The sequence below is a fragment of the Chryseobacterium sp. GW823-FHT05E08 genome (assembly GCF_058795655.1).
The window spans coordinates 114,764-139,522 of the sequence record NZ_JBXAHY010000006.1 but is presented as its reverse complement, the minus strand read 5'-3'; the positions used below and the strand labels follow the sequence as shown (position 1 = coordinate 139,522).

Genomic DNA, 24,759 nt, shown 5'->3' with positions numbered 1-24,759 from the left:
CACAAGTCATATTTAATCAATAGGGCTTATTTAACTATTTCCTGAAATCAGATGGGAATTTGTGTGGTACCGGAGGAAATTTTAGGTTGTAGGAACTACAATTCTACACTATTTTATCAACGAAAATACTTTCAAAATCAATTTTTATTAATTGATTAAAACTTATTTTTTATGGAGTTCAGAAACCATTCAAACGAAGCGGAACCGAAAAGCTAACGAGTAGGAAAATAGTATAAAAATTAAACATGAAGAGAATTATTTTATTAAAAACCATGAAAAAACTCTACTTTTTACTCTTAATTTTCATTTCAATTTCTGCCTTTGCACAAACGTATAGTTACACGACTTATAATAGTGGGAATTCAGGAATATGGAGCAACTCTATTTATGACATTAAATCTGATGCAAACGGCTTATTATGGGTTGCTTCTTACTATGGTATTTCAACTTTTAATGGAACTACTTTTACCAATTATAATACTAGCAACTCGGGTATTGCATCTAATGTAATTTTAAAAATTGAAATTGACGGTCTGGGCAGGAAATGGTTGGCATCTCAGTCCAATGGTATTATCTTATATAACGGAACCACCTGGACGAATTATACCACTTCAAATTCAGGACTGCCGAATAATAATATCATTGATATAGCTGTTGACGGGCAAAATAATCTTTGGGTTGTAACGGATGCGGGACTTACAAAATTCAACGGTACTACTTGGACTACTTATAATTCAGTGCCAAATATGAACTCAGTAGCAACCGATAGTAATAATGGTGTTTGGATTACCAATGATGGGGTATTGTACAAATTTAATGGAGTTGATTTTAATTTCATCGCACAGGGAACTCAAAAAATATTGAGAATTGCAAATAACACAGTGTATGTAAAAGGTTATGATAGTTTAATCACTTTAACAACAAGTGGAACTAACATCACATTTACCTATCAAAACACTTCTTGTCTAGCAGGATCTCAACTCAATGCTTTGGATGTTGACAGCAACAGCAAAGTGTGGATAGGGTTTAATGGACAAGGTGTACAAAACTTTACGAATTGCACTACTTATACTACTACAAATACAAATTCAGGTTTGCCAGATAACTATTTTAGTGCAATTAAAACACAAAGCTCCGGAACTATTTGGTTGGGAACATTACAACTTGGTTTGGTGAAAATGTCGCCAGTTACGGCTGTTTGTAATCCTCCAAACCAGATGTATACTTCTAATATTACATCCTCAACGGCTGTTCTTAACTGGCTGGAACCAACACCAGGCTATACTGGAGCTTATAAATATATATATTCTACCAGTCCAACTATGGCAGGTACGGTTACGAATACTGTTTCAACAATAGCGACTCTTGCAAATTTATTGCCTAATACCACATATTATTGGTGGGTTGCGGCTAATTGCTATACCAGTGAAAGTGCTTGGGTATCGGGAGGTTCTTTTACGACACTTCCTGTGTCTGTAACAGGTTGCTGGCAAAGTGTAAGTGGAGGTTATAATCATTCTGTAGGATTAAAAAATGACGGAACAATTTGGGCTTGGGGTAGTGGTGGCGCACACATAGGTGATGGAACATTCATTACCAGACAAACTCCGGTTCAAATAGGAACAGCGAATAATTGGAAAAAAATTGTCGCAGGCGGTTATTACTCAATGGGAATAAAAACAGACGGAACACTTTGGGCCTGGGGCTACAACGGAGAAGGCCGATTAGGTGACGGAACCTCTCTTGACAGATATGTACCCACACAAATCGGAACAGCAAACAATTGGGCAGATGTTTCTCTTGGAAATAATCATACTTTAGCCATAAAGACCAATGGAACACTATGGACTTGGGGTAGTAATTTTTATGGAGGATTAGGAGACGGAACAACAGTAAATAAACTTGTTCCGACTCAAATAGGTACAGCAACCGATTGGGCAAGTGTTGCAGCGGGAGCATATTTTTCTTTAGCGATAAAAACTAACGGAACACTTTGGGCTTGGGGTTATAATAATACCGGACAATTGGGTGACGGAACAAACACTAATCGACTTACGCCTAAACAAATAGGTACAGATAATGGATGGACCAATGTGGCTGCCGGATATAATCATTCTTTAGCAAGAAATTCTAATGAGGTACTTTATACTTGGGGAAGTAATGAAAAAGGCCAACTTGGTGATGGTACCCTTATTAATAAATTTGCACCTACTGCTGTTTATAATGGAGTTAAAACTATTTCTGCAGGGTTTCTTAATACTATGGGAACAACAATATACGGAAATATGTTTGCTTGTGGACTAAATGGTTTCGGTCAATTAGGTAACAATACGACCACCGATTCAAAATTAATCTTTGTAGGAAATGCTACTGATCATAAACTGGTTACTGCTGGATACGACCACACTTTATCTATAAATAATGATGGATTTTTGAAAGCGTGTGGAAATAACGATAGTGGAAAACTAGGTGACGGTACTACAATTTATAGACATGTACTTACTCCTGTTAATTGCCCTACAAGTAATTTAGCAGTGGATGAAATTTCAACAACATCGGATAATCTGAAAGTTTTCCCGAATCCTGTACAGGATATTTTGAATGTTTCATTTGATAAGAATATCCTTTCTGTAACGGTTTACAGCACGGCTGGGCAACAAGTTCTTACTAAAACTATCAATGATAATAAAGGAACAGTTGATGTTTCAACTTTACCTTCAGGAATTTACATGGTTAAAGTAAATGCTGTTAATAATACAGTGAAAACGGTAAAAGTAATTAAAAGATAATTTTTGCGGAAAATACTTTAAATTAAAATAAAGTAAGCTGATTTACAGCATAAAAACGGCATCACTTGAATTCAAGTGATGCCGTTTGGTTTTTTGATAATTGTTATTTAATGTAAGATACAATACCTTCTAAAAACAACATATATCTTCCTGGTTGATATTCTCCATATGAAAATAGATATATGACATCATTTTTTTTTAGATAATGAATTTCTAATTCCTCTTCAGATACATATTTTTCAATAAAACTGTTTTTTAAAGTAAATTCATTTTCTCTGACGATTGTATCAAAACTTTCATCATCTATTTCTTTTTTTAAATCTCTTAATGGGTTATTGTAAAAATCAATTAATTTGATTTTCTGATTTTCAATTTCAAAAATCTCTTTTAAACATTTTTCTTCATCGCCGTCAAATAATTTTTGTTTATTTATTTCGATTTTTTTGATCATATTTAATTTGTTATAAGTTTAATATATCCTTAGTGATAAACTCTGTTTTAGTAGTTTGCACGGTATAAATTTGAGTTTGTTATCTCAGTTTTTATTCTGCAATCATAGAGATTCCGGCATATCCCAATATTCAAACAAAGCACCAAATAAATCTTGTAGTTTTCTGCCAAAAATGTCGTTTTCACAATCAAAATTCTTCACAGCTATAGCACCTATAGAATACTTCTTATAGATATCATTCTCAGATAACTTAATATTATTGGATATCATGCTTTCAATATCAATAATTTGGTTATAGATTGACTTATATATTGATATTTCAGGGTATTTATCCGCTAAACTTTTAGACTCAATACTTAATTCACTTAGTAAATTATTGTATTCTTTTTTTGTATTTACTTCTTTGTAATTCATTGTTAAAATTGGGATTTAGGTATATATATCTGGCTTCCGCCGCCTTTTGTATGAACAGGTAATTCATTACCATCTTTATCTATTCTTGACCATGTGTCATTTATTTCAGCAGATGTACTTCTTAGACCTTCTGCATCTTTTGGTAGTATTAATGTTTCTCTGATTACTTCTTTTACTTCTGCCGTTTTTACTCTATCAGGTGTTTGAACATTGTATTTATCAGAAACTCCTAATTCACTTGGGGTATTATTTAGATTATCAGTATAATAATCTCCTTTCAATGCTGTACCTTCTGTATTCACCTTAGTATATTGTATTAATTTTGTCCCTTTTCGCAAATTAACAATTTCTATCGGTTTGGTAAAGTCAATACCTGAAATATGAGATTTGATTTGACGTTCGGTCATATCAGGATTATGTTTTTGATAAAATTCAATAGCTTGTTTTTTTCTTAAATCAAAAATATTTTCAATCTCATCAACTTTAGCCTTATTTACAATAGGTGTTTTTTCTTCTTTTATTACATCCTTTTCCTCATTTTTACTACCTCTGGATTTATTTTCTTCAATAGATTTTGGTTCATCTAAATTAGTTTTTTTTGGCGATTTTCCGCCCGTCAAATTTTCAGGCGTATCAATAAATTCCGAATGCTGCTCTGGGTTGTAAGGTTTTTTTGATTGTGTTGAAGTTTTATTTTTCTTCTTTGGAGGTTGCTCACCCTCTATTGCTGCTCCTTTTAAATTTTTACTACTTAATACCAATAAACCAGCGGTTAAAGTTAATTGTGCCAAAATTTTAACTGTAGCATCAATTTTTTCTGCTGTAGTTAAGTTTTTATTATCATTAATGGCTTGTATACTTTCTAAACCATCAGATGTAATCATAATTCCGGCAGTGCCATTAAGGGCAAAATCGGTTATAATGATATAACGCATTCCTGTTGCGGATATTTTTAAAATAGATGATGCTTTAACGATGCTTGATAATGAGCCTGCCATCCCTAAAAAGCTGGAAGCTATCATGATAACATCCAAAGTCAGGGTTTCTTTGGTAAGAGTGCCTTGTTGTACTTTATCGATAATACTGGCTGTACCGGAGACTGCTCCTGTAGCTCCTGCAGCTATAAATAAGAAAGGCGCAATAGGAGCGGCCGGTGTAAATGATGCCGCTAATCCTGCTACTGCCAAACCTAAAGAAGCCCAACCTGCTTTAGTAGAAAGCGATTCCCACATGGATTCTCCATCGGTAGTGAAATTACCTTTCATGGGAGGATAACCCAATGTATTTACCGGAATTTCATATGCTAATATGCCATCCGGATAGGTGTTTTTGCTGTCAAATTCTTTAAATAAATCTTTTATATTACTTCCTTCATAGGTACGCTTATGCAGTACACCTGGCGTAAGATCTGTTAATACATAATTTTTGGAATTTGTTTTGCTTTTTCCTAAAAATAAATTGAGAGATAGTGTTTCTGTAGTTTTTTCGTTTACAACAATGGCATTTAAAGCTAATGCTGTGTTAGGAAGAATGGTATTAAAACTTTTATCAATACTTCTCTTATACTCTCTAATGTTCTGAAGTGCTTTGTAATCTTCTTTTGGCAAGATCACTTGTTGGTAGGATGCTTGTTGCCCCGCCAGATGGTTATTTTTGTCTAATTCCAGGCAATGTATTGTAAAAACACCTGTAAATGAACCTAAAAAAGCGGCTGTTGTTTGCGACGAGTTCATATCCCAGCCATCTTTACCGAAATACATTCCTCTTTTATAGCCATGTACAACCGCATTTTTAGCATATTCAACACCTAGTAATGTGCTAACTCCATCCGCCATTTCTTTCGGGGTGTTGATTTCTGCAAACCAAAAATAATGATGGTCTTTAGGAATCGGTTTTCCTTTGATTGAATAATATAAGTGAGGAATATAGTCAGAATATGCAGTTCCAACTTCTTCAGGATTTTTAGTAGAAGATTCGGTTTTAATAAAGAAATCTGGATTGCTTTTTTGTTCTTTAACTGCTCCTTTCGAAAGATTAAAGTCTATAAATGCTATTTGTTGCCTGAAATCTGAATAATTTTGAATCTTATTCTTTTTCAAATTATCGGATGCTGCCTCTTCAAGTGTTTTAACTTGATGTTTTTTGGTATATGCACTAAACTCATTGGTGATAGTATTTTCTATAATAAACACAAATGTGTAAATGCCCGATTTTTCAGTATTAATTGAAAAATCACTAATTACAGTTCCGTCTTGTCTGAAAGTTTTTATATTTTCTACAAAATCAGGGCGATCTAAAAGGCTGTATACCGTACCGTCTTTTTGTATCAATACTTTTCGGACAACTTCGGGTAGATTAGACTTGCTTCCTAAGGCTGATATAACAGGGGTTTCATATTGATATACACATTCAAATTCTATTGGTTCTCCTTCCAGTGTATATTTTGTTTTAGATTTAATCCATGGATATGGTCTTTTAGCAAATATGACAACTTCTTCTATTAACTGACCTTTTGATGCCTGCTCCAGTTCTTGCTGTGACGCTGGTTGAGGTTCTTGTTGAGGCTCTTCAAAGTTTGCATATAATAATTTTATAGCTTTATATAAATCTTTATTGTTTTCTAATTCTTCATATAAATCTTCTACTAATCCTGCTTTCCTTTTTGGTTTGTATGTTTTGTCATAATATGTAATGAGTTCTTGTCTGTCTTCATAAGAGAGTTTGTCTAAAGCTTTAAAAACTTTATCTTCATCTGTAGCTCCAAAAATCCATAAATTTCTGTGCTCAAAAGCCTCGTATAGCATTTTAGCACGCTCAGAAACTGAAAGCTGATCTTTTTTCTCCTGTTTTTTTGATGCTCCCAGCACCTCATTCATTTTCAACAGGGTTTTTGAATCAAAAATTCCAGATTTTTGAATACCATGATCACTTTGAAAACTCATAAGCGCAATCTTCGTTTTATCACCAAAAAAAGTCTCATTTTCAGGTGCTCTGTAACCTAATGTACTGAGTGCCTTATTAAGAGCCAATACATGCAATCCGTTGTTGGAAAACTTTATGATGGATGAACCTCTTTCTACTTTATTAAATGCCCTGTTTTGGAATAGAGCGTACGTTATTTGGGTAACTTCTGTTTTTGCAAGGGAGATTTTAGCATCTTGACTGCTAATCGGGATGTATTTTTCTTGTTCTTCTTTATTATCGGTGGTTTGCGCTTCGGATCGGTTGGCTCTTGGCGCAAATGTTTTTTTATGTCTGCTCATGTTTTTGGTTATTAGATGAATTCATTTTTTTGTGCTAAAAGTTTATTCTGATTTTTGTACAAATGGACTAAGACGAGCCTGATTTTTCCCAAAAGCCTTTTCGTTTTCTATCGTTAAATAAGTACTTAGTAATGAATGTGTAATAATGGTTTCATTACGATCATGCAATGCCATTGATACATTTTTCATAATGTTGCGGATATTGGCACCGGTGTAAGAATATTCTTTAGCTAAATGTTTTAAAAGTTCATCACTTTCAAAGGTTATATTTTTAGGCAAATAATGCTCCCAAAGCGATTCTCGGGTGATTTCTGTCGGCCGGATTACATTGATAGAAACATCTATACGACGCTTAAAAGCATCGTCCATATTATTCTCAAAATTGGAAGCCAAAATTGTTAACCCATCAAATTTTTCTATTCTTTGTAATAAATAAGACACTTCCTGATTGGCGTAGCGATCATGAGCATCTTTTACATCAGAACGTTTTCCAAATAAAGCATCGGCTTCATCGAAAAACAACATACAATTTTTACCCTGCAGTCTATTGAATAATACTTCAAGATTTTTCTCGGTTTCACCAATATATTTGCTCACCACTTGCGAGAGATCAACATGATACATATCAATTCCATACGAATTAGCAAGAATTCCCGCCAACATTGTTTTTCCTGTTCCTGGAGCACCATAGAATAAAGCAATAAAACCGGGTTTAAAACCATGATCATTACTTTTGAAAAAGCCGTTTTCCAATGCGTTGATGTAATGTCCAATGGGTTTTATCTGTTCTCGAACATTATGTTCTAAAATAATATCATCCATCGTTAAATAAGATTGATAAAGCTTTCCCGGAAAGTAAGAACCGTGGTCTAATTGTGGTTTCTGACCCGACAAAAAATAGTTTAAATACGCTGTATCCAACTCAATTTTTCCATGAATAAATTCTGTTGAAGAACGATTGTAAATAATGTCATTTTTCAGTAAAACACTTCCATTTATCAATTGCGAACTGTAATGCGACCATAATGATAAATCTTTACCGGCCAGCAAAAAAAGTGCGGTTTGAAAAGTTGGTTTAAAACTACGGTTGGCTTTGTTGTATTCACCTCCAGCTTCAATAGCAAATGCATTGCTGCTTTCTTCTATTTGCACAAATGTTTTTAACATCGATGGATAATGAGCAGAAGCAATACCTAAAGCTAAAATTATCCTGTCTATCGCTGTGAGTTGGTACATGTTTATGGTAATAGAATAGGGTGATTCGTCATTTAATTTGGGGGATTCAAGTACTTCAAAAGCAATATTCAACTCTGTTTCATCTTCTAAAAACAATTCTCTGCATCGCATTTCAATAAGCGATTGCAGCCATTTCATTTCCTCACTTAAAGAGGTATGATTTATAGCATTGGTCAGATATAAATGATTAATTTCTTCTGTTTTTTCATTAACTTTTGTCTTTGTTAATGATTTTTCAAGGTTAATAGGAGATTTCATAATTTTATTTTGAGTTTACAGTGTTGAAATGAGATTATTGCTGATTTAAAACCAGTTTTAGAATATTTAGAAAAACGAGAAACGATTACCAGTTCACAAATATGAATTTTTCCTGCCATGGAAGCTTAACAAGACCAAGTCCCCAACCAAGTTTATCAAGCAAAATATCTTGTGCTTTTCGTTCTACTGTAAGGGTACAATCATGGTCTGTGACCACCAATTTACCCGAGCGCTGGAAAAATTCGTTTTGCAGTAATGCTGCAGATGATTTTTTCATCGGATTCCAATTGTGCTGTACACTTTCGATTACATTTTTGGCTTGTGTTTTATGCTTACGCGAAAGTTTAATATGCTTGTTAATGGTTTGATTCACTGGAATATTACATAAGAATTTTTCAAAAACCATGTCGTATTCAGGAGCGTTTGTTTTTCCGGTAGCGATATAATGTAATAAATGTGCGCACAATTCAGGATCAGTAAGTTGCTGGGTTTTTGGATCGAGAAGGTCACAATGTTCAAAAAAGGTTTTCATGAATGGATGTATCAAAATAAGCCCTGCATTTTGAATATATTGTCCATCGTTTTGACTTATTAAATCTTCATTGTTTTCAATTAAATTCTCATTAACCTGTGCATTTTTTTCATGGATCGTTTCTGTCGGATTTTTTGCTTTTTCAGATTTAGTTTCTGAATTATTTTTGATGCTTTTAAGAACTTCAAGAATTTCATTTTCTTTAATAAAAGGAAATATCTCAACCACTGTTTTCAAGTTTTGAGGGCTATTTTTTGTTTGGGAAAAACCTTGATGTTCTATTTTTGATATTTGTTTTAAAAGATATTCCCGAAGATTGCTATTTGATGTTTTCAAGTACTCTGATAATACATTTAAGACCAAATGCCACACGATTTTTCTGTCAGTATGGTTCAGTTTTGATAAATGACGTATAATATCAACCTTCAAGTTGATTTTTAAGTCCATATTTTTTAAAACCGCTAAACATATTTGTGCAATCTGCTCATCTGAAAGTTGATTGATGATTCGTTCCTGAACATTTTGTTTTGACAAAACAGAAATAATATTTTTTTGGAAATTATTAGCTAAAATTAGCGTCTCAAATACTTTTGGTTCCAAAAAAGCAATACTTTTTCTATCCGAATTCCACCAAGGCATAGATCCGTTTTCTAAAAAATAAATAAAAGTCTGAACTATTTTTTCTTGATTTTCAATAAGATATGCTTGGGTGTCACTTTCTGATTCTTGATTTGAATTTTCAATTGGTTTTGTAATTTTCGACAGTTCTTCTTTAAAGAGTTGAGCAATTTTATCTTTTAATTCAGTATTTAATGAGCTGTTTTTCACATCCAAATTCAATTCTAAACGAGGAATTTGCAGAGTATGATCAGCTAACGTATGTTCTAAAGCATTGACGTACTTTTCTATTTCCGGAAAAACATCAATAGACAAAAAGCTGCTGATATCATCTTTTATACGATTTGCTTTTTCTTTGTTGTTGACGGTAACTTCAACAAAAACTTTCTGAATGATATGATCTTGCTTCACTTTAAATAGATTTTAATTATACAATATTGATAGTCATCAATTTGCTTTTATTTTATTTGAACTCTCCTCCCCAAAAACCTGCAGGACAAAGACTCAGCTTTGATTTTTGTTTAGCGCTCAATCTACATCCGCAACCTCTGATAAATCCGTCTTTTGGACCATCTACAACCTCAAGTGTTTCAGGATTCATCCATTTCATAGCGTTACAATTGTTGCCGTTTTTTAGAGGACATGCATTACAAATTTGTTCTCTTAAAGAAAAAATTACTTCTTCATCTTGATTTGCCACGCCCATTTTTGAGCGTAATTCATTAAAGTGGCCGCCAATGATTTCATTGCGCTTGCCAAAAAGATTTTTAATATTCATGTGAATAGTTTTTTAAAATTATTGGGGTCAAAATTAGAGGAAGACGATGCTTTTTTACGAATAATAAGGCCTCTCTATTCTGTCTTTGCAGTAGATGATGAAATCAGTTCTTAGTAAAAAAGGCTTAAAAATTTTAGAAATTATCAGCAATAGAAAAGAGATATTCTGATGAAGAAAATATTGAACTTGTTTATATTTTTTTGGAGCTATTTCCCGCTTTCCATTACAATCTTTTTTTGCAAAAAAGGATTTTCATTGCAATCGGGGCTAGGGTGGCAGTCCGTTATTTAAATATTGGCGAATATCTGCTAAGAAGAAAATGAAAATAGATAAAATGAAATTTTAAACAACGTCAATAATTTTTGATTTAGAATTCGTCTTTAAACCAATAATTCACATTTAATTAATCTTCATTTTTAGGCTGAAATAAAATAATTTTTAACAATAAAACCATACCACATTTTCATGTGTACATTTCACTAAGTTTTGATTAAGGGAATTTTTATTTAAATTATTATTTTTAATTTGAATATTAATTATTTGATTTTTAGTATTTTATGATTATTATTTTTTCATTGTTTATTGAAAAACAAAAATCCTATTTACTGCAAAGACAGGTTTGACCCCTCAAAATATTTGTCTTTTGATTGGGGATGATTGTATGTTTGCACCATAATAATAAAGAACAGAAATTATGATTGATAACGTACTTAAAATTTTACAAACTAAGCTGAATGATCCAATAAATGGATTAAAAGATGACGATGGGGAAGTTAATATAGCTGTTGTTAATAATATCGCAAAACATGAAGACGAAGATTCCACAAATCTTAAAAATAAGGTTGTAATTACCCTATTGACTGTTGAGGAGGAATCTACAATGAAAAATACCCCAAGATACAATAAGCTAAAAACAACGCCAGTTCGCTATGAATTGGAAAGTGCTCCGGCTTATCTGAATTTATATGTAATGATCGCTGCCAACAGAGATGCTTATGACAAATCATTAGCAAATGTTTCGAAAGTGATTGAAATATTTCAGACAAACAATGTGCTGGAGGCTGATGATTACAAATTCAGAATCGAATTACACTCCATTCCTTTTGAGCAGTTAAGCTACGTTTGGGGATTACTAGGCGGAAAAGTAATGCCTTTTGCATTCTATAAAATCAGTGTAATAAAAATTGCTGCTGCTACAGACCCTGAAGATGTTCAATTAATTGATGTAGTAGATATTAAAAGCTTTAAAGTCGATTAATCATAAAAACAAAAATAAAAACTAATAACCTTTAACTTAAATTTTTAAAACATGCCAAATCCAACAACGCCAGGCGTTTCAGTTGAAGAAATTACTAAACTTCCAAATTCTATTGCATTAATAGATACAGCAATGCCTGTATTCATCGGGTACACCGAGCTAATACCTCAAGGTTATGATATTAATAATAGTAAAAATGAAAAACTAAAAATCAGTTCTCTTTTGGAGTTTGAAGATAAGTTTGGAAAAGCAAAAAAGGAAAGTATCGAACTGAAAGATATCAAAGATAAAGGATTAACTATTGTAACGCCGGAAGTACAATTTTTAATGTACTATTCGCTTCAAATGTATTTTGCCAATGGTGGCGGTCCATGCTATATCGTTTCTGTAGGTACTTATGCTTTGGCTTCAACAGGAGTGCAGTTAGCTTCCCTGAAAAACGGATTGGATAAGATCGAAACCCTGAAAGCTATTAAAGAACCAATTCTTATTGTTTTCCCTGATGCTGTCTCACTAGACGAAACCGGTTTTTATGACCTTTACAATTATACAATAAATGAAAAATTAGGATTAGAAGGTAAAAATAGGTTTGCCATTTTAGATACATACGAAGGAAATAATCTTACTACAGTAGATCATTTTAGAACTCAAGTTGTAAACCCAACAAGCCATGCTGCAGCCTATTTTTCTTATTTAAATACTATTTTGAATTATACTTTTGATGAAGAAAAAGCTATCGTACATACCGGTTTGCAACAAGCGGGAGAAAGTAGTGCTACTTTTTATAAAGGGCAGCTTGATGCTTTAGAAGAATTAGGAAGTTTAGCAAGCGAAGAAATCTTGGGCGGATCTCCGAGTGTTTCTGTACTTGCTGGTTTATTAGGCCATGCTATTGCAATTGCAGAAGAAATTAATGAAACTGCAGATGATACAGGTCAGCCAGGCGATCCAAAGGCAATTTTAGTAGAAGCAATTAATGAGGCAAAATTTGTCTTAAATGCGATACACGACGGAACAATAGACAATTTTGAGATGCCTGAGGATTTAGATGTAGATGCTCCTATTTTTAAAGGAGAATTTGATGACTTAATAAATGCAATTCTTGGAGTAAAAGACGAAAAAGGACATGCAGATGGTAAAAAACTTAAAGATTTAAAATCATCAAATTCAGCATTATACAATCAGATAAAAAAAGAAATCGCTTCGTTAAAAGTTGTTTTACCACCATCATCAGCAATGGCAGGAGTATACGGTAGAATAGACAGTACAAGAGGAGTGTGGAAAGCACCCGCAAATGTAAGTCTTAATTATGTAGTAGCTCCGACAGAAAAAGTTTCCGAACAGGAACAATCAGATTTAAACATCGATGACACCGGAAAATCAATCAATGCGATCAGAACTTTTACAGGAAAAGGTACTTTGGTTTGGGGTGCAAGAACGCTCGATGGGAAAGATAAAAACGATGATAGTACAGATAATGTATGGAAATATATTCATGTACGTCGCTATTCTGATATGTTGGAACAATCGATAAACGTAGCGCTCAAAGTATTTATTGATGAACCTACTATTTCCTCCACCTATTTAAGAGCAAAAACAATGATAGAAAATTTTCTTAACCAGCAATGGATAGAGGGTGCATTAGCCGGAAGTACTCCGAAAGAAGCTTACAAAGTACAAGTTGATGGAACCAAGGATGGTAATATTAATATTTTGAACGCAACTATCGAAATAGCATTGGTTCGCCCTGCAGAATTTATTGTATTAAAGTTTTCACACAAATTACAACAATCATAAAAAAATCAATCACGAACAAAAATTCGAAGTCGTACTTCGAGGAATAATTAATTTTAAATTTTAAACAAATGAATTACAACACACCTGGAGTCTATGTGGAGGAACATGCAAAATTTCCACCTTCCGTAGCACAAGTTGAAACAGCTATTCCCGCTTTTGTTGGGTACACAGCAGAAGGAACAAAAAACAAACCAACAAGAATCTCTTCAATGTTGGAATACGAAACCCTTTTTGGAAAGGCAAATCCGGAAGCTTTTGCTGTAGCTTTTAAAGATGGTGTTGCAACAGCAACACAAACTATGGTAAGCGATTTTAAAATGTACTATGCTATGCAAATGTATTTTGCTAATGGCGGCGGACCATGTTATATCGTCTCTGTAGGAGCATATTCTACAGTAAAAGTAGATGAATTACAAGCTGGTCTAGACCTGTTAAAAAAAGAAGACGAACCTACATTGATCGTTTTCCCGGATCTTCAAGGTTTAGTTGCTACTGATGCTGATGTATATGCCGCATCAGTGGCTTTTACTGCTGCACAAGCTGCTTTTACTGCTGCATCTTTAGCTTTTACTGCTGCTCAAGCTACTGCTCAAACTGCTGCTAATCAGTTGATCGAAGCTGAAGAGGCTGCTGAAGAAGCTCAGGCTGCATCTGATGCTGCCCCTGGTAACGAAACTCTTGCTGCTGCTGCTGCCAATGCTCAGCTTGTTGCTGCTGCTGCTCAACTTGCTTCTGATGCTGCAGCGCAAGCACTAATTGATGCTAATGCTGACAAAAATACAGCATCTAATATTAGCTTAGCTGCTTCTGATAATTTAGATAATGCTAATAGTGCTAACGATAATTTAGCTATTAGTAGGGTTTACTCTTTATATATTAGTGCTTTAAATCAGGCAGAATTATTAAAAGACAGATTTGTCATTTTGGATGTTCTTGGAGATGATTCTACTTTTAGAAGAGAAGTTGTTGGTACAGGTTTGAAATATGGAGCTGCTTATTACCCAAAATTAAAAACAGTTTTAAGTTATGATTTTGACGACGCTAACGTTTCTGTTACGGGTGTATCTGGAGTAACAAATTTAGCAGGATTGAAAGCCAAGAACTCTGAATTGTACAACCAGGCCAAAAAAGAAATTGAGTCTAAACCAGTTGTATTGGCTCCATCATCAACAATGGCCGGAGTTTATGCTAAAGTAGACAGTACTTCTGGAGTATTTAAATCACCTGCTAACGTTGGACTAAACTATGTAGTAGCACCTACCGTAAAAATTTCTAACAGAGAACAAGATAGTCTTAATGTACATCCTACATCAGGAAAATCAATCAATGCGATCAGAACTTTTACGGATAAAGGAACATTGGTTTGGGGCGCAAGAACATTGGATGGAAACAGCAATGAATGGAGATATGTATCTGTACGTCGTTTCTTCAACATGGTAGAAGAATCTGTGAAGAAAGCGACAGAACGTTTCGTCTTTGAAGCCAATACCGCAAATACATGGGTTCGTGTACAAACGATGATCGAGAATTTCCTTAACCAACAATGGCAAGATGGTGCATTGGCAGGAAGCAAACCTGAAGAAGCGTATTACGTAAGCGTTGGTTTGAACAAAACAATGTCTGCTCAGGATATTTTAGAAGGAAGAATGATCATTGAAGTGGGTATGGCTGCGGTACGCCCTGCTGAATTTATTGTATTAAGCTTTTCGCATAAATTACAAGAAGCATAAAATAAATTAAACTAAATAACAATTAAATATAAATAAAATTATGAGTACATATCCATTAGTAAAGTTTGCCTTTGAAGTAGATTGGGGCGGAACAAAAGTAGGTTTTCAAGAAGTATCTGGTTTAAATATTGAAGCTGGTCTTATTGAATACAGACACGGTGCAAGTCCGGATTTCAGCAAGATTAAAATGCCTGGATTGAAAGTTTTCAATAACATTACTTTAAAGAGAGGAACTTTCAAACAGGATAACGAGTTTTTCGCTTGGTTCCAGTCAATTCAATTGAATACGGTAGAAAGAAGATCAATCACGATCTCGCTTTTAGATGAAAACGGAGAGCCTGCAGTAACTTGGAAAGTGAAAAATGCATTCCCGCTTAAATTACAGTCAACAGATTTAAAAGCTGAAGGTAATGAGGTTGCTATTGAAACTTTAGAATTGGCACACGAAGGATTAACTATTGAAAATAACTAATATTAACTTTAAATTTTAAGAAAAATGAATTATAAAACACCTGGAGTCTACGTAGAGGAAATTGCAAAATTCCCACCATCTGTAGCACAAGTAGAAACGGCTATTCCTGCTTTTGTTGGGTACACAGGAAAAGGGCCAAAAAATGAGCCAACGAGAATCGCTTCTATGTTGGAATACGAAACAATTTTTGGGGAAGCAAAGCCTGAAGCCTTCACTGTTAATGTAAATGGCAGCTCAATTGAAGCTAATGTAACTCTAAGTCCGTTCAAAATGTACTATGCCATGCAAATGTATTTTGCTAATGGTGGCGGACCATGTTATATCGTTTCTGTAGGAGATAAAGTAGTAGGATATCCAAATACAGCAAATTTTAGCGATTTAAGAATAGGTCTTCTTACTCTGGAAAAAGAAGACGAGCCTACTCTTCTTGTTTTCCCGGATGCCGAAGCTTTAAATACCTCTGTTGTTGATATATACGGAATGGCTCTTGATCAGGCAGAGTTGATGAAAGACAGGTTTGTTATCATGGATGTTTTTGGGGATCCTTCTACGGCTGTAGATACTTTTAGAACTGCTTTAGGATCTGGAGACAGTGGCGAACGTTTAAAATATGGAGCTGCATATTACCCAAAATTAGAAACAGTTTTAAGTTATAATTTTGATGAGACAGAAGTTGAACTTATCCTCCCTCAAGCAAATTTTGCAAGAATTGAAGGTGCTACATATTTATCGGACGTGAAAACAAGCGATTCAGATTTGTACAACAGAGCAAAAAAAGCAATTGAGTCTAAAAGAGTAGTATTGGGTCCATCATCAACAATGGCCGGAGTTTATGCTAAAGTGGACAGTACTTCCGGAGTATTTAAGTCACCTGCTAACGTGGGGCTAAACTATGTAGTAGCACCTACCGTAAAAATTTCTCACGAAGATCAAGAAATTCTTAACGTACATCCAGAAGCTGGAAAATCAATCAACGCGATCAGAACTTTTACAGGTAAAGGAACATTAGTTTGGGGAGCAAGAACATTGGATGGAAACAGCAATGAATGGAGATATATTTCTGTACGTCGTTTCTTCAACATGGTAGAAGAGTCTGTTAAAAAATCTACAGAACGTTTCGTTTTCGAACCGAATACTGCCAATACATGGATTCGTGTACAAACGATGATCGAGAATTTCCTTAATCAACAATGGCAAGACGGTGCATTGGCTGGAAGCAAGCCTGAAGAAGCGTATTACGTAAGCGTTGGTTTAAACAAAACAATGTCTGCTCAGGATATTTTAGAAGGAAGAATGATCATTGAAGTGGGTATGGCTGCCGTTCGCCCTGCTGAATTTATTGTGTTACGTTTTTCACACAAATTGCAAGAAGCATAAAATAATTAAACTAAATAACAATTAAATATAAATAAAATTATGAGTACATATCCATTAGTAAAGTTTGCCTTTGAAGTAGATTGGGGCGGAACAAAAGTAGGTTTTCAAGAAGTATCTGGTTTAAATATTGAAGCTGGTCTTATTGAATACAGACATGGAGCAAGTCCGGATTTCAGCAAAATCAAGATGCCCGGATTGAAAGTTTTCAATAACATTACTTTAAAGAGAGGAACTTTCAAACAGGATAACGAGTTTTTCGCTTGGTTTCAATCAATTCAATTGAATACGGTAGAAAGAAGATCAATCACGATCTCTCTTTTAGACGAGAATGGAGAGCCTGCAGTAACTTGGAAAGTGAAAAATGCATTCCCTCTTAAATTACAGTCAACAGATTTAAAAGCTGAAGGTAACGAGGTTGCTATTGAAACTTTAGAATTGGCACACGAAGGATTAACTATTGAAAATAACTAATCATGGCTCTTTTATATCCTCCAACTAGTTTCTCTTTTATTGTTAATGGGATTTCAACAACAGAGGGTATTGACTCCAGATTTCAGTCTATATCTGGTTTATCAACAGAAATTGCAACCGAAGAATATGCCGAAGGAGGCGAAAACAGATTTCTTCATCAACTTCCTTTGAGACCAAAATATGATAATTTAGTTCTTAAGCGTGGTTTAATCGTAAGTTCCGGATTGATAAGCTGGTGCAGAAATGCTATGGAAAACTTCCAGTTTGAGCCCAGAGATCTCATAATTACTCTTTCAGGAGGACTACAATCTACTGCACCTTTAATGGTCTGGAATGTAGTTGGGGCATACCCGGTAAAATGGAACGTTTCAGAATTCAACGCAGAAGAAAGCAAACTTGCTATTGAAACAATAGAACTGAAATATAGATATTTCACAATACCTTCATCGTTAGCAAGCTTAGGCTTGTAATTTCTAAATCTAATCTAAGCACCTGAAAGTGTGTTAGTTTTCAGATAACATTCAGCAAAAAATTTTCAGATAAAAAAACATAAGATTGGTCTATAACAAGACTGAACACACTCTTTATGTGCTTAGATTTTTAAAAATAAACATGTTAAATCATTGGTTATTAGTGTTTTGAATATTAATAATTGATTAAAAAACAAACGAAATGCCAATAGAAATAAAAGAGCTTCACATTAAAATAAATGTGGACGAAAAAGTAGAAGCAACGACAACTGCCGCATCGGTAGATGAAGAACAAATCATGCGGGCAATCAGCGAAAGCGTAGAGCAGATAGTAAATATAGAACAACGTAAAAAAGAAAGATAATGAGAGGAGCAATTCAAAAATTAACAATCGGGACATACGAAAATTCTGATTATGAAAAAAGAATTAAGAATGGCGCCTTTAAAGCTTTTATAAATCCGACCGGCTTTTCTATGTCGTATAAGACGAAGCTCAATAAGGATCAATCACAAGGTAGTTCTAAAGTTAATTTAGGATATGTATCATCACATGCACCCGATTTACAATTAGAATTTCTATTTGATGGTACAGGAGTAACAGAAGCCAACGCTGGAATTAAGCTTATCAATATAATTAAAGGGAAATCGTTTGCTAAAAAAGCTGTAACTGAGCAAATTAAGGCTTTTCATGAAGCAACTGCTGAGCTTGCGGGGCCAATACATAAACCTTATAATGTTATACTTAATTGGGGCAGTTTTGAATTTAAAGGAATGCTTTCAGAGTTAACCATAGAATATAAATTGTTTGATAACGAAGGACAGCCTTTGAGAGCTATAGGAAAGGCAACATTCAGTGAATCAACTAGCCCAAAGCTTGCTGCTGCAAAAGAAGTTAAAAGTTCCCCGGATCTTACGCACAAAAGAACAGTGCAGGATGGAGACACATTACCCCTAATGACTGAAAGAATTTACGGAGATTCTAAATATTATTTGGAAGTAGCTAAAGTAAATGGTCTTATCAATTTTAGACAGCTAACCCCAGGACAGGATTTATTTTTTCCGCCATTAGAAAAAGTTTCATAAGATGAATAATAGTGGATACATACAAACAGCAAAAAATCCAGACTTAGTAACCTTTAAGGTGATGTCCGGAGGTACAGAATTACCTGGTAAGTACGGTGTGAAAAGCATTATTGTAGAAAACGAAGTCAACAGAATTCCTTATGCCAATATCGTTATTTTAGACGGAAGTGTGCCGGAACAGGATTTCAAATTAAGCAATGAAGACCTATTAATTCCTGGAAAAGAAATTGAAATCACTGCCGGATATCACTCCGAAGAAGAAACTATTTTTAAAGGAGTTATTGTAAAACATAACATAAAAATCAGAAACGGATCTTCTTACCTCATCGTAGAGTGCAGAGATAAAGCTGTAAAAATGACTTTAGGAAGAAAAAGTAAATATTTCTACGAAAGCACAGACAGCGATGTCATGGAAGAACTTATTGGGAATAACGGACTTACTGCCGATGTTGAAGCTACTTCAAATTCTCATAAAGAATTGGTTCAGTATCAGGCTTCTGATTGGGATTTTATGTTAACCAGAGCACAGGCAAACGGTAAGCTTTGTTTTGTCGAAGATGGAACTATCAAAATAGCTAAACCAGATTTTAGTGGTGAAACAGTGGAAACCGTTGTTTACGGATCATCTGTCCATGAATTTGACGGAGAAATTGACGCCAGAGATCAATTCAACAAAATTACAGCCAAAACTTGGAGCTATACCGATCAGGAATTAACAGAAGTTGAAGCCCAAGATCCTGCAATTAATCTTAACGGAAACCTTTCGTCAGGCGATTTAGCAAATGTTTTTGGAATTGAAGATCTTCAACTTAAACATGGTGGAAATCTTACCCAAGGTGAGCTTCAGGAATGGGGCGATGCGAAAGCAACTTTCCAGCAATTAGCAAAAACAAGAGGAAGGGTAAAATTCCAGGGAATTCCATCGGTGAAACCAGGAGTTTCATTAACCCTTCAGGGAGTTGGAAACAGATTCAACGGAAAAATTTACGTTACAGGTGTTCGTCACGAAATAGCAGAAGGAAATTGGTTGGTTGATGCTCAATTTGGACTTTCTCCAACATGGTTTTCAGAAACTTATGATGTAAGCGAAATGCCGGGTTCAGGAATTATTCCTGCAATTAGCGGATTACACATTGGTGTTGTATCACAATTGGAATCTGATCCGGATGGCGAAGATAGAATTTTAGTGCAAATCCCAATCATCAACAACGAAGAAGAAGGAATTTGGGCAAGAATAGCAACGCTTGACGCGGGAGAAAACAGAGGATCATTTTTCAGACCGGAAATCGGAGATGAGGTGATCATCGGATTTATTAATGACGATCCCAATGATGCAGTCGTACTTGGAATGCTAAATAGCAGCGCAAAACCGGCTCCAATTGTAGCTTCTGATGACAATAACGAAAAAGGATTCGTAACCCGAAGCGAGATGAAAATGATTTTTAATGATGATAAAATTTCATACACGCTTGAGACACCGAAAGGCAAAAAAGTGATTGTAGATGAAGATGCAGATATCATTAAAATTGAAGATGAACATTCTAATATTCTTACCCTTAATAAAGACGGTATTAGTATAGAAAGCGGGAAAGATATCAAGATCAAAGCAAAAGGCGACATCACGATGGAAGGAACCAATATCAACGTAAAAGCCAGTGCACAGCTGAAAGCTGAAGGAAGTTCGGGTACTGAACTTAAATCGGGAGCAGTAACAGTCGTAAAAGGATCTCAAGTTAAAATTAATTAATCATGAAACCGGCAGCAAGAATTACAGACATGCATACCTGTCCTATGGTAACGGGAAATGTTCCGCATGTGGGCGGCCCAATAATTCCGGCGGGAGAACCTACTGTACTTATCGGAGGAAAACCAGCCGCAAGAGTAGGGGACAAAGCAATGTGTACAGGTCCACTAGACACCATCGCCTCAGGATCTTCAAGTGTAATGATAGGCGGAAAACCAGCCGCAAGAATGGGAGATTCTACTGCTCATGGAGGGGTAATCACCGCGGGTGAAGCTACTGTTTTAATAGGTGGATGATATTTAAGAATTGATTATGAACTATCATTTAAATAGATCTAACTAAAACTAAAAATGTAAAACATCCCTAACAAAACAGTAAGAATAACCAAAACTCTATGTTACAGATGCAAGATGTTACAATTAAATATAATACAAATAACGTATGAAAATAAATACAGATTTTTTAGGAATAGGCTGGAGTTTTCCGCCTGAGTTTAACGAAACTGAAGGAAAACTGGCAATGACCACAGATGTGGAAGACATCAATAATAGTCTTATGATTTTATTGTCAACGCGCCCCGGTGAACGTGTAATGTTCCCAAACTACGGATGCGACCTGCAGGAAATGCTCTTCAAACCTCTGGACTTAACGCTGATCACCCAAATGAAAGGAATCGTTGAGCGTGCTATTCTATATCATGAGCCCAGAATAAACATTTTAAGTATTGAAATTGATACTCAGGACGAGCTGGAAGGAGAAGTTTTGATACAAATTGACTACGAAGTAAGAAATACTAATACAAGAAGCAATATGGTTTTTCCTTTTTATAAAGGGGAAGCTACTGAAATATAATGAATTACGGGATGTCTGTAGCCATTTTGAATACTACCAACATTACATTAAGTATTGCATCTGACCATAGAAAGATAAATATAAACAAATGAAAAAAACAGATACATTTTCACATTATCGTGAAGGAAAATCACAAATGCAGCGCTTTTTAGCAGAATTAGATCCGGGCAATCTTGAATTACACGATTTCGATCTGTTTGATTGGCTATTATTCGCAAACAATTTTGCTAAGCGTGTAAACTACTTTGACAAAGATGATAATACAACACCACAAGGAAACTGGGGAAACTTCTTCTTGGGTGATGATACTGGTGATGCTGTTCCAAGGAGAGAAAGCGTTGAGTATAAAAGTATGAAAAAAGAGGTTACAGAGCTTATGTCCCAGTTTGAACAAGACAGCAACCTGACTCCTCACCTTACATTATTTGTTTGCTTTTTAAAATTATTAGATTTCTCGAAAAAAGCCTTCAATAATTTAACGAAAAGGCATTTGGATTTTTATTATAATGAAATCCTCCAAATTGAAAAAAATGATGCCAAATCAGACAAAGCCTATGTGATTTTTGAATTAGCCAAAAAAGCAATTCAGGAAAAAATTCCTAGTGGTACATTGCTGGATGGTGATAAAGACGCAAATGGAAAAAAACGAGTTTATAAAACAGGTGAAGAACTTATTGCCAATCAGGCAAAAGTAGTTGAGATCAAAAGTTTTTTAAACGATGTCGAAAAAAGAGAGCTGAAAATGGCTCCGGCAGCAAATTCTGCTGACGGTTTGGGTGATAAATTACCTGAAAACAGCAACTATTGGTGGCCATTTGGATATAATTCTGATGAAACAATCTTAGAAAAGAAATCTATTTACAAAGAACTTCCAAAAGCTAAACTGGGTTTTTCGGTGGCGTCATCATTATTCGATTTAAAAGAAGGTGAAAGAACAATTACTCTCAGAATAGATTTTAATAAAAATTCGACTCAAAGATTACAGAATCTTTCAAAAACTGATATTGAAAACAATATCAAAGTGCTTTGTAGCGGTGAAAAAGAATGGTTATCGGGTATCGTTTTAAAATGTATTAAAAACGAAGAGCAAACATTAGAACTTTCTTTTACATTATCTAAAGCCTTCCCGGCAGTTGTAAAATATGATAAGGAAGTGTTACTAGAAACATTTCAAACCGATTTCCCTGTTGTAAGGTTTATGATCGAGGGCGAAAAATACTACGATATTTACGAAGCTCTTTCAGAAAAACTAGTAAAAAATATAGAAGTATCGGTTGATGTAAAAGGAGTAAAATCTGTTCAGATAGAAAATGACAACGGTGCATTAAATTCTGAAAAACCTTACTATCCATTTACCGCACAGCCGATTAAAGGATCTAATTTTTACATCAAATTTCCTGAAATGTTTTCCAAAAAATGGCAGAATGCAGACATCACCATCAATTGGAAAAATACTCCGGAATCTATTAAAGATTTGTACAGTGGATATGTCATTAAACCCGATCAAAACATCAGCTTAACAGATTTTCAGGCACAAAGAACGCCAGTTGTAGATTCTGATGCTTATTTTAAAGCAGATACTGCATTGTTAGAAAAAGAAGTTTGGCACGAAAAAGCTAATGATATTGATGTATTTAAAAAAGTAGACGGCGGTTATCAAACTCAGTTTTCAATCAATAATACAAGTAATGAATCAGGTACAAGTGAGTCTATTCGATTAACATTCAACCAATCATCATTACAGGATGTTTATCCTAAATTGTATACACTGGCATTATCAAGTGATCCGAAAGTAGGAAAACTTATTCCAAACGAACCTTATATTCCTTTTGCTGAAGATATCGAACTGAATTACAGCGCCAAGGAAAATGCATACTCGTATTTAAGCAAAGATGCTGACGGGGAAGCTTCAAAAAGTAAAGGAGTGCAATTGTATCATGAAGATGCATTCGGACAATACGAAAAAGAAGTTGAAGTTAAGAGTATTGTTCCTGTACACCAAAATGGTGGTGAATTATACATCGGTTTGGATGCATTACCACAAACTACAGTTTCTCTATTAATCCAAATGCTGGAAGGAAGTGAAAATCCTTTGGTTGATACTTTCGAAGAAAAAGAGTTTATAGAATGGAATATTCTTTCAAATAATACTTGGATTGATCTGTCGGATTATATGCTGAAAAATGAAACCAGAAGATTCCTGGAATCTGGTATTGTAAAGTTCAACATTCCTAAAGATATCAACACCAACCATACAAGGTTTACCGACGGATTGGTTTGGATCAGAGCGAAATCAAAAAGAAGTTATGATGCGGTTTGTAAAGTTCAGGGAATTTATACACAGGCTGTTTTGGCAACATTCCAAAATCAGAACAACGATTTATCTCATTTAAATAACGGATTAGAAGCAAACACAATTACTAAGCTTATCACCAGAGTTCCTCAGGTAAAATCGGTTAGCCAGCCTTACAATTCGTTCGATGGTAAATATAAAGAAGCGGACACAGAATTTTACAGACGTGTAAGCGAAAGATTAAGACATAAAAACAGAGCCATTACGCAATGGGATTACGAGCATTTGGTATTACAGGAATTTCCGGAAGTCTTTAAAGTAAAATGTTTAAATCATACTTCAGAAAAATCATATATGGCTCCGGGACATGTAACCTTGATGGTGGTGCCGAATATTAAAAATAAAAATGCTTTTGACGTCTATCAGCCTAGAGTAAGTAGAGCAAGTCTGAATAAAATTCAAAATTATGTGAATGAATTAAATACGATGCATGTTAACGCTCAAGTAATTAACCCAAATTATAAAGAAGCAAAAGTAGATACAAAGGTTAAATTCTTTGAACAGTACGACGAAACATTTTATCTAAAACAATTAGATGAAGATATTAAAAAATATATATCGCCTTGGGCTTTTACAGATTCTAAAGATATTGATTTTAATGTAAAACTAAATGTAAATCAAATGATTAACTACTTAGAGCAACTGTATTATGTAGATTACATTGATGAAATAAAAATATTGGTGAATAATGTTTTACAAACACAATCTTTAATTGAAGTAGATCCAAAATCAATTTTGGTATCTGCCAAACAACACAATGTTACTATTGCAGATCAAGTATGTATTTAATAACAAATAAGAAGAAAATATAAT

20 protein-coding genes are annotated in these 24,759 nt (G+C 34.5%); 14 read left to right on the top strand and 6 right to left on the bottom strand.

The features are described 5' to 3' along the window. Positions 1–272 precede the first annotated feature (272 nt). On the top strand, positions 273–2,789 hold the full coding sequence (locus AC1Q7L_RS18725) for an RCC1 domain-containing protein (protein WP_492307391.1): 2,517 nt from the start codon (positions 273–275) through the stop codon (positions 2,787–2,789). A 103-nt stretch (positions 2,790–2,892) separates the two neighbouring features. Here AC1Q7L_RS18725 and AC1Q7L_RS18720 read toward each other — a convergent pair whose 3' ends face one another. The 6 genes from AC1Q7L_RS18720 to AC1Q7L_RS18695 form a co-directional block, all read right to left on the bottom strand. After that, positions 2,893–3,240, bottom strand: coding sequence for a hypothetical protein (locus tag AC1Q7L_RS18720; protein ID WP_492307392.1), 348 nt, complete (start codon positions 3,238–3,240; stop codon positions 2,893–2,895). A gap of 102 nt (positions 3,241–3,342) precedes the next feature. Then, a complete protein-coding gene (locus tag AC1Q7L_RS18715) occupies positions 3,343–3,654 on the bottom strand; it encodes an immunity protein Tsi6 family protein (RefSeq protein WP_492307393.1) in 312 nt (103 codons plus the stop codon). A 2-nt stretch (positions 3,655–3,656) separates the two neighbouring features. Next, entirely contained in the window at positions 3,657–6,917 is a 3,261-nt protein-coding gene (locus tag AC1Q7L_RS18710; RefSeq protein ID WP_492307394.1) for a polymorphic toxin type 46 domain-containing protein, read from the bottom strand. 42 nt (positions 6,918–6,959) lie between these two features. Then, a complete protein-coding gene (locus AC1Q7L_RS18705) occupies positions 6,960–8,411 on the bottom strand; it encodes an ATP-binding protein (RefSeq protein ID WP_492307395.1) in 1,452 nt (483 codons plus the stop codon). A gap of 85 nt (positions 8,412–8,496) precedes the next feature. Next, positions 8,497–9,972, bottom strand: a complete 1,476-nt coding sequence (locus tag AC1Q7L_RS18700) for a contractile injection system tape measure protein (RefSeq protein ID WP_492307396.1) — start codon at positions 9,970–9,972, stop codon at positions 8,497–8,499. A 52-nt stretch (positions 9,973–10,024) separates the two neighbouring features. Further along, positions 10,025–10,339 (bottom strand): hypothetical protein, encoded by a 315-nt coding sequence (locus tag AC1Q7L_RS18695; protein WP_492307397.1) that lies wholly within the window; start codon positions 10,337–10,339, stop codon positions 10,025–10,027. Positions 10,340–11,033: 694 nt separating this feature from the next. On the opposite strand from AC1Q7L_RS18695, the gene AC1Q7L_RS18690 reads away from it, so the two are divergent. From AC1Q7L_RS18690 to AC1Q7L_RS18630, 13 genes are all read left to right on the top strand, one after another. Beyond that, entirely contained in the window at positions 11,034–11,597 is a 564-nt protein-coding gene (locus AC1Q7L_RS18690) for a Pvc16 family protein (RefSeq protein ID WP_492307398.1), read from the top strand. A gap of 51 nt (positions 11,598–11,648) precedes the next feature. Continuing rightward, on the top strand, positions 11,649–13,394 hold the full coding sequence (locus tag AC1Q7L_RS18685) for a phage tail sheath family protein (RefSeq protein ID WP_492307399.1): 1,746 nt from the start codon (positions 11,649–11,651) through the stop codon (positions 13,392–13,394). A gap of 68 nt (positions 13,395–13,462) precedes the next feature. Continuing rightward, positions 13,463–15,124 carry a phage tail sheath family protein gene (locus tag AC1Q7L_RS18680; protein ID WP_492307400.1) on the top strand — a complete coding sequence of 554 codons (1,662 nt, stop codon included), beginning with the start codon at positions 13,463–13,465 and terminating at the stop codon, positions 15,122–15,124. Positions 15,125–15,164: 40 nt separating this feature from the next. Beyond that, the gene (locus tag AC1Q7L_RS18675) at positions 15,165–15,596 is read left to right on the top strand and encodes a phage tail protein (protein ID WP_066757038.1); all 432 of its coding nucleotides are present in this window, start codon (positions 15,165–15,167) and stop codon (positions 15,594–15,596) included. 24 nt (positions 15,597–15,620) lie between these two features. Continuing rightward, positions 15,621–16,973, top strand: a complete 1,353-nt coding sequence (locus AC1Q7L_RS18670) for a phage tail sheath family protein (protein WP_492307401.1) — start codon at positions 15,621–15,623, stop codon at positions 16,971–16,973. Positions 16,974–17,012: 39 nt separating this feature from the next. Next, positions 17,013–17,444: a phage tail protein gene (locus tag AC1Q7L_RS18665; RefSeq protein ID WP_066757038.1), complete on the top strand. Its 432-nt coding sequence runs from the start codon at positions 17,013–17,015 to the stop codon at positions 17,442–17,444. 2 nt (positions 17,445–17,446) lie between these two features. Then, on the top strand, positions 17,447–17,914 hold the full coding sequence (locus tag AC1Q7L_RS18660; protein WP_492307402.1) for a phage tail protein: 468 nt from the start codon (positions 17,447–17,449) through the stop codon (positions 17,912–17,914). 202 nt (positions 17,915–18,116) lie between these two features. Further along, positions 18,117–18,278: a DUF5908 family protein gene (locus AC1Q7L_RS18655; RefSeq protein WP_492307403.1), complete on the top strand. Its 162-nt coding sequence runs from the start codon at positions 18,117–18,119 to the stop codon at positions 18,276–18,278. Continuing rightward, entirely contained in the window at positions 18,278–18,997 is a 720-nt protein-coding gene (locus AC1Q7L_RS18650) for a CIS tube protein (protein WP_492307404.1), read from the top strand. The genes AC1Q7L_RS18655 and AC1Q7L_RS18650 overlap by 1 nt, the downstream gene beginning before the upstream one ends. A 1-nt stretch (position 18,998) precedes the next feature. Next, on the top strand, positions 18,999–20,744 hold the full coding sequence (gene vgrG, locus AC1Q7L_RS18645) for a type VI secretion system tip protein VgrG (protein ID WP_492307405.1): 1,746 nt from the start codon (positions 18,999–19,001) through the stop codon (positions 20,742–20,744). 2 nt (positions 20,745–20,746) lie between these two features. Further along, positions 20,747–21,037 carry a PAAR domain-containing protein gene (locus AC1Q7L_RS18640; protein ID WP_492307406.1) on the top strand — a complete coding sequence of 97 codons (291 nt, stop codon included), beginning with the start codon at positions 20,747–20,749 and terminating at the stop codon, positions 21,035–21,037. 145 nt (positions 21,038–21,182) lie between these two features. Continuing rightward, entirely contained in the window at positions 21,183–21,593 is a 411-nt protein-coding gene (locus tag AC1Q7L_RS18635) for a GPW/gp25 family protein (RefSeq protein ID WP_492307407.1), read from the top strand. A gap of 88 nt (positions 21,594–21,681) precedes the next feature. Next, positions 21,682–24,735 carry a baseplate J/gp47 family protein gene (locus AC1Q7L_RS18630; RefSeq protein ID WP_492307408.1) on the top strand — a complete coding sequence of 1,018 codons (3,054 nt, stop codon included), beginning with the start codon at positions 21,682–21,684 and terminating at the stop codon, positions 24,733–24,735. Positions 24,736–24,759 lie beyond the last annotated feature (24 nt).

Excerpts from the sequence above, each read along its gene's own strand:
- AC1Q7L_RS18725 (WP_492307391.1), top strand. The coding sequence starts at position 273 with ATGAAAAAACTCTACTTTTTACTCTTAATTTTCATTTCAATTTCTGCC.
- AC1Q7L_RS18720 (WP_492307392.1), bottom strand. The coding sequence starts at position 3,240 with ATGATCAAAAAAATCGAAATAAATAAACAAAAATTATTTGACGGCGAT.
- AC1Q7L_RS18715 (WP_492307393.1), bottom strand. The coding sequence starts at position 3,654 with ATGAATTACAAAGAAGTAAATACAAAAAAAGAATACAATAATTTACTA.
- AC1Q7L_RS18710 (WP_492307394.1), bottom strand. The coding sequence starts at position 6,917 with ATGAGCAGACATAAAAAAACATTTGCGCCAAGAGCCAACCGATCCGAA.
- AC1Q7L_RS18705 (WP_492307395.1), bottom strand. The coding sequence starts at position 8,411 with ATGAAATCTCCTATTAACCTTGAAAAATCATTAACAAAGACAAAAGTT.
- AC1Q7L_RS18695 (WP_492307397.1), bottom strand. The coding sequence starts at position 10,339 with ATGAATATTAAAAATCTTTTTGGCAAGCGCAATGAAATCATTGGCGGC.
- AC1Q7L_RS18690 (WP_492307398.1), top strand. The coding sequence starts at position 11,034 with ATGATTGATAACGTACTTAAAATTTTACAAACTAAGCTGAATGATCCA.
- AC1Q7L_RS18685 (WP_492307399.1), top strand. The coding sequence starts at position 11,649 with ATGCCAAATCCAACAACGCCAGGCGTTTCAGTTGAAGAAATTACTAAA.
- AC1Q7L_RS18680 (WP_492307400.1), top strand. The coding sequence starts at position 13,463 with ATGAATTACAACACACCTGGAGTCTATGTGGAGGAACATGCAAAATTT.
- AC1Q7L_RS18675 (WP_066757038.1), top strand. The coding sequence starts at position 15,165 with ATGAGTACATATCCATTAGTAAAGTTTGCCTTTGAAGTAGATTGGGGC.
- AC1Q7L_RS18670 (WP_492307401.1), top strand. The coding sequence starts at position 15,621 with ATGAATTATAAAACACCTGGAGTCTACGTAGAGGAAATTGCAAAATTC.
- AC1Q7L_RS18665 (WP_066757038.1), top strand. The coding sequence starts at position 17,013 with ATGAGTACATATCCATTAGTAAAGTTTGCCTTTGAAGTAGATTGGGGC.
- AC1Q7L_RS18660 (WP_492307402.1), top strand. The coding sequence starts at position 17,447 with ATGGCTCTTTTATATCCTCCAACTAGTTTCTCTTTTATTGTTAATGGG.
- AC1Q7L_RS18655 (WP_492307403.1), top strand. The coding sequence starts at position 18,117 with ATGCCAATAGAAATAAAAGAGCTTCACATTAAAATAAATGTGGACGAA.
- AC1Q7L_RS18650 (WP_492307404.1), top strand. The coding sequence starts at position 18,278 with ATGAGAGGAGCAATTCAAAAATTAACAATCGGGACATACGAAAATTCT.
- vgrG (WP_492307405.1), top strand. The coding sequence starts at position 18,999 with ATGAATAATAGTGGATACATACAAACAGCAAAAAATCCAGACTTAGTA.
- AC1Q7L_RS18640 (WP_492307406.1), top strand. The coding sequence starts at position 20,747 with ATGAAACCGGCAGCAAGAATTACAGACATGCATACCTGTCCTATGGTA.
- AC1Q7L_RS18635 (WP_492307407.1), top strand. The coding sequence starts at position 21,183 with ATGAAAATAAATACAGATTTTTTAGGAATAGGCTGGAGTTTTCCGCCT.
- AC1Q7L_RS18630 (WP_492307408.1), top strand. The coding sequence starts at position 21,682 with ATGAAAAAAACAGATACATTTTCACATTATCGTGAAGGAAAATCACAA.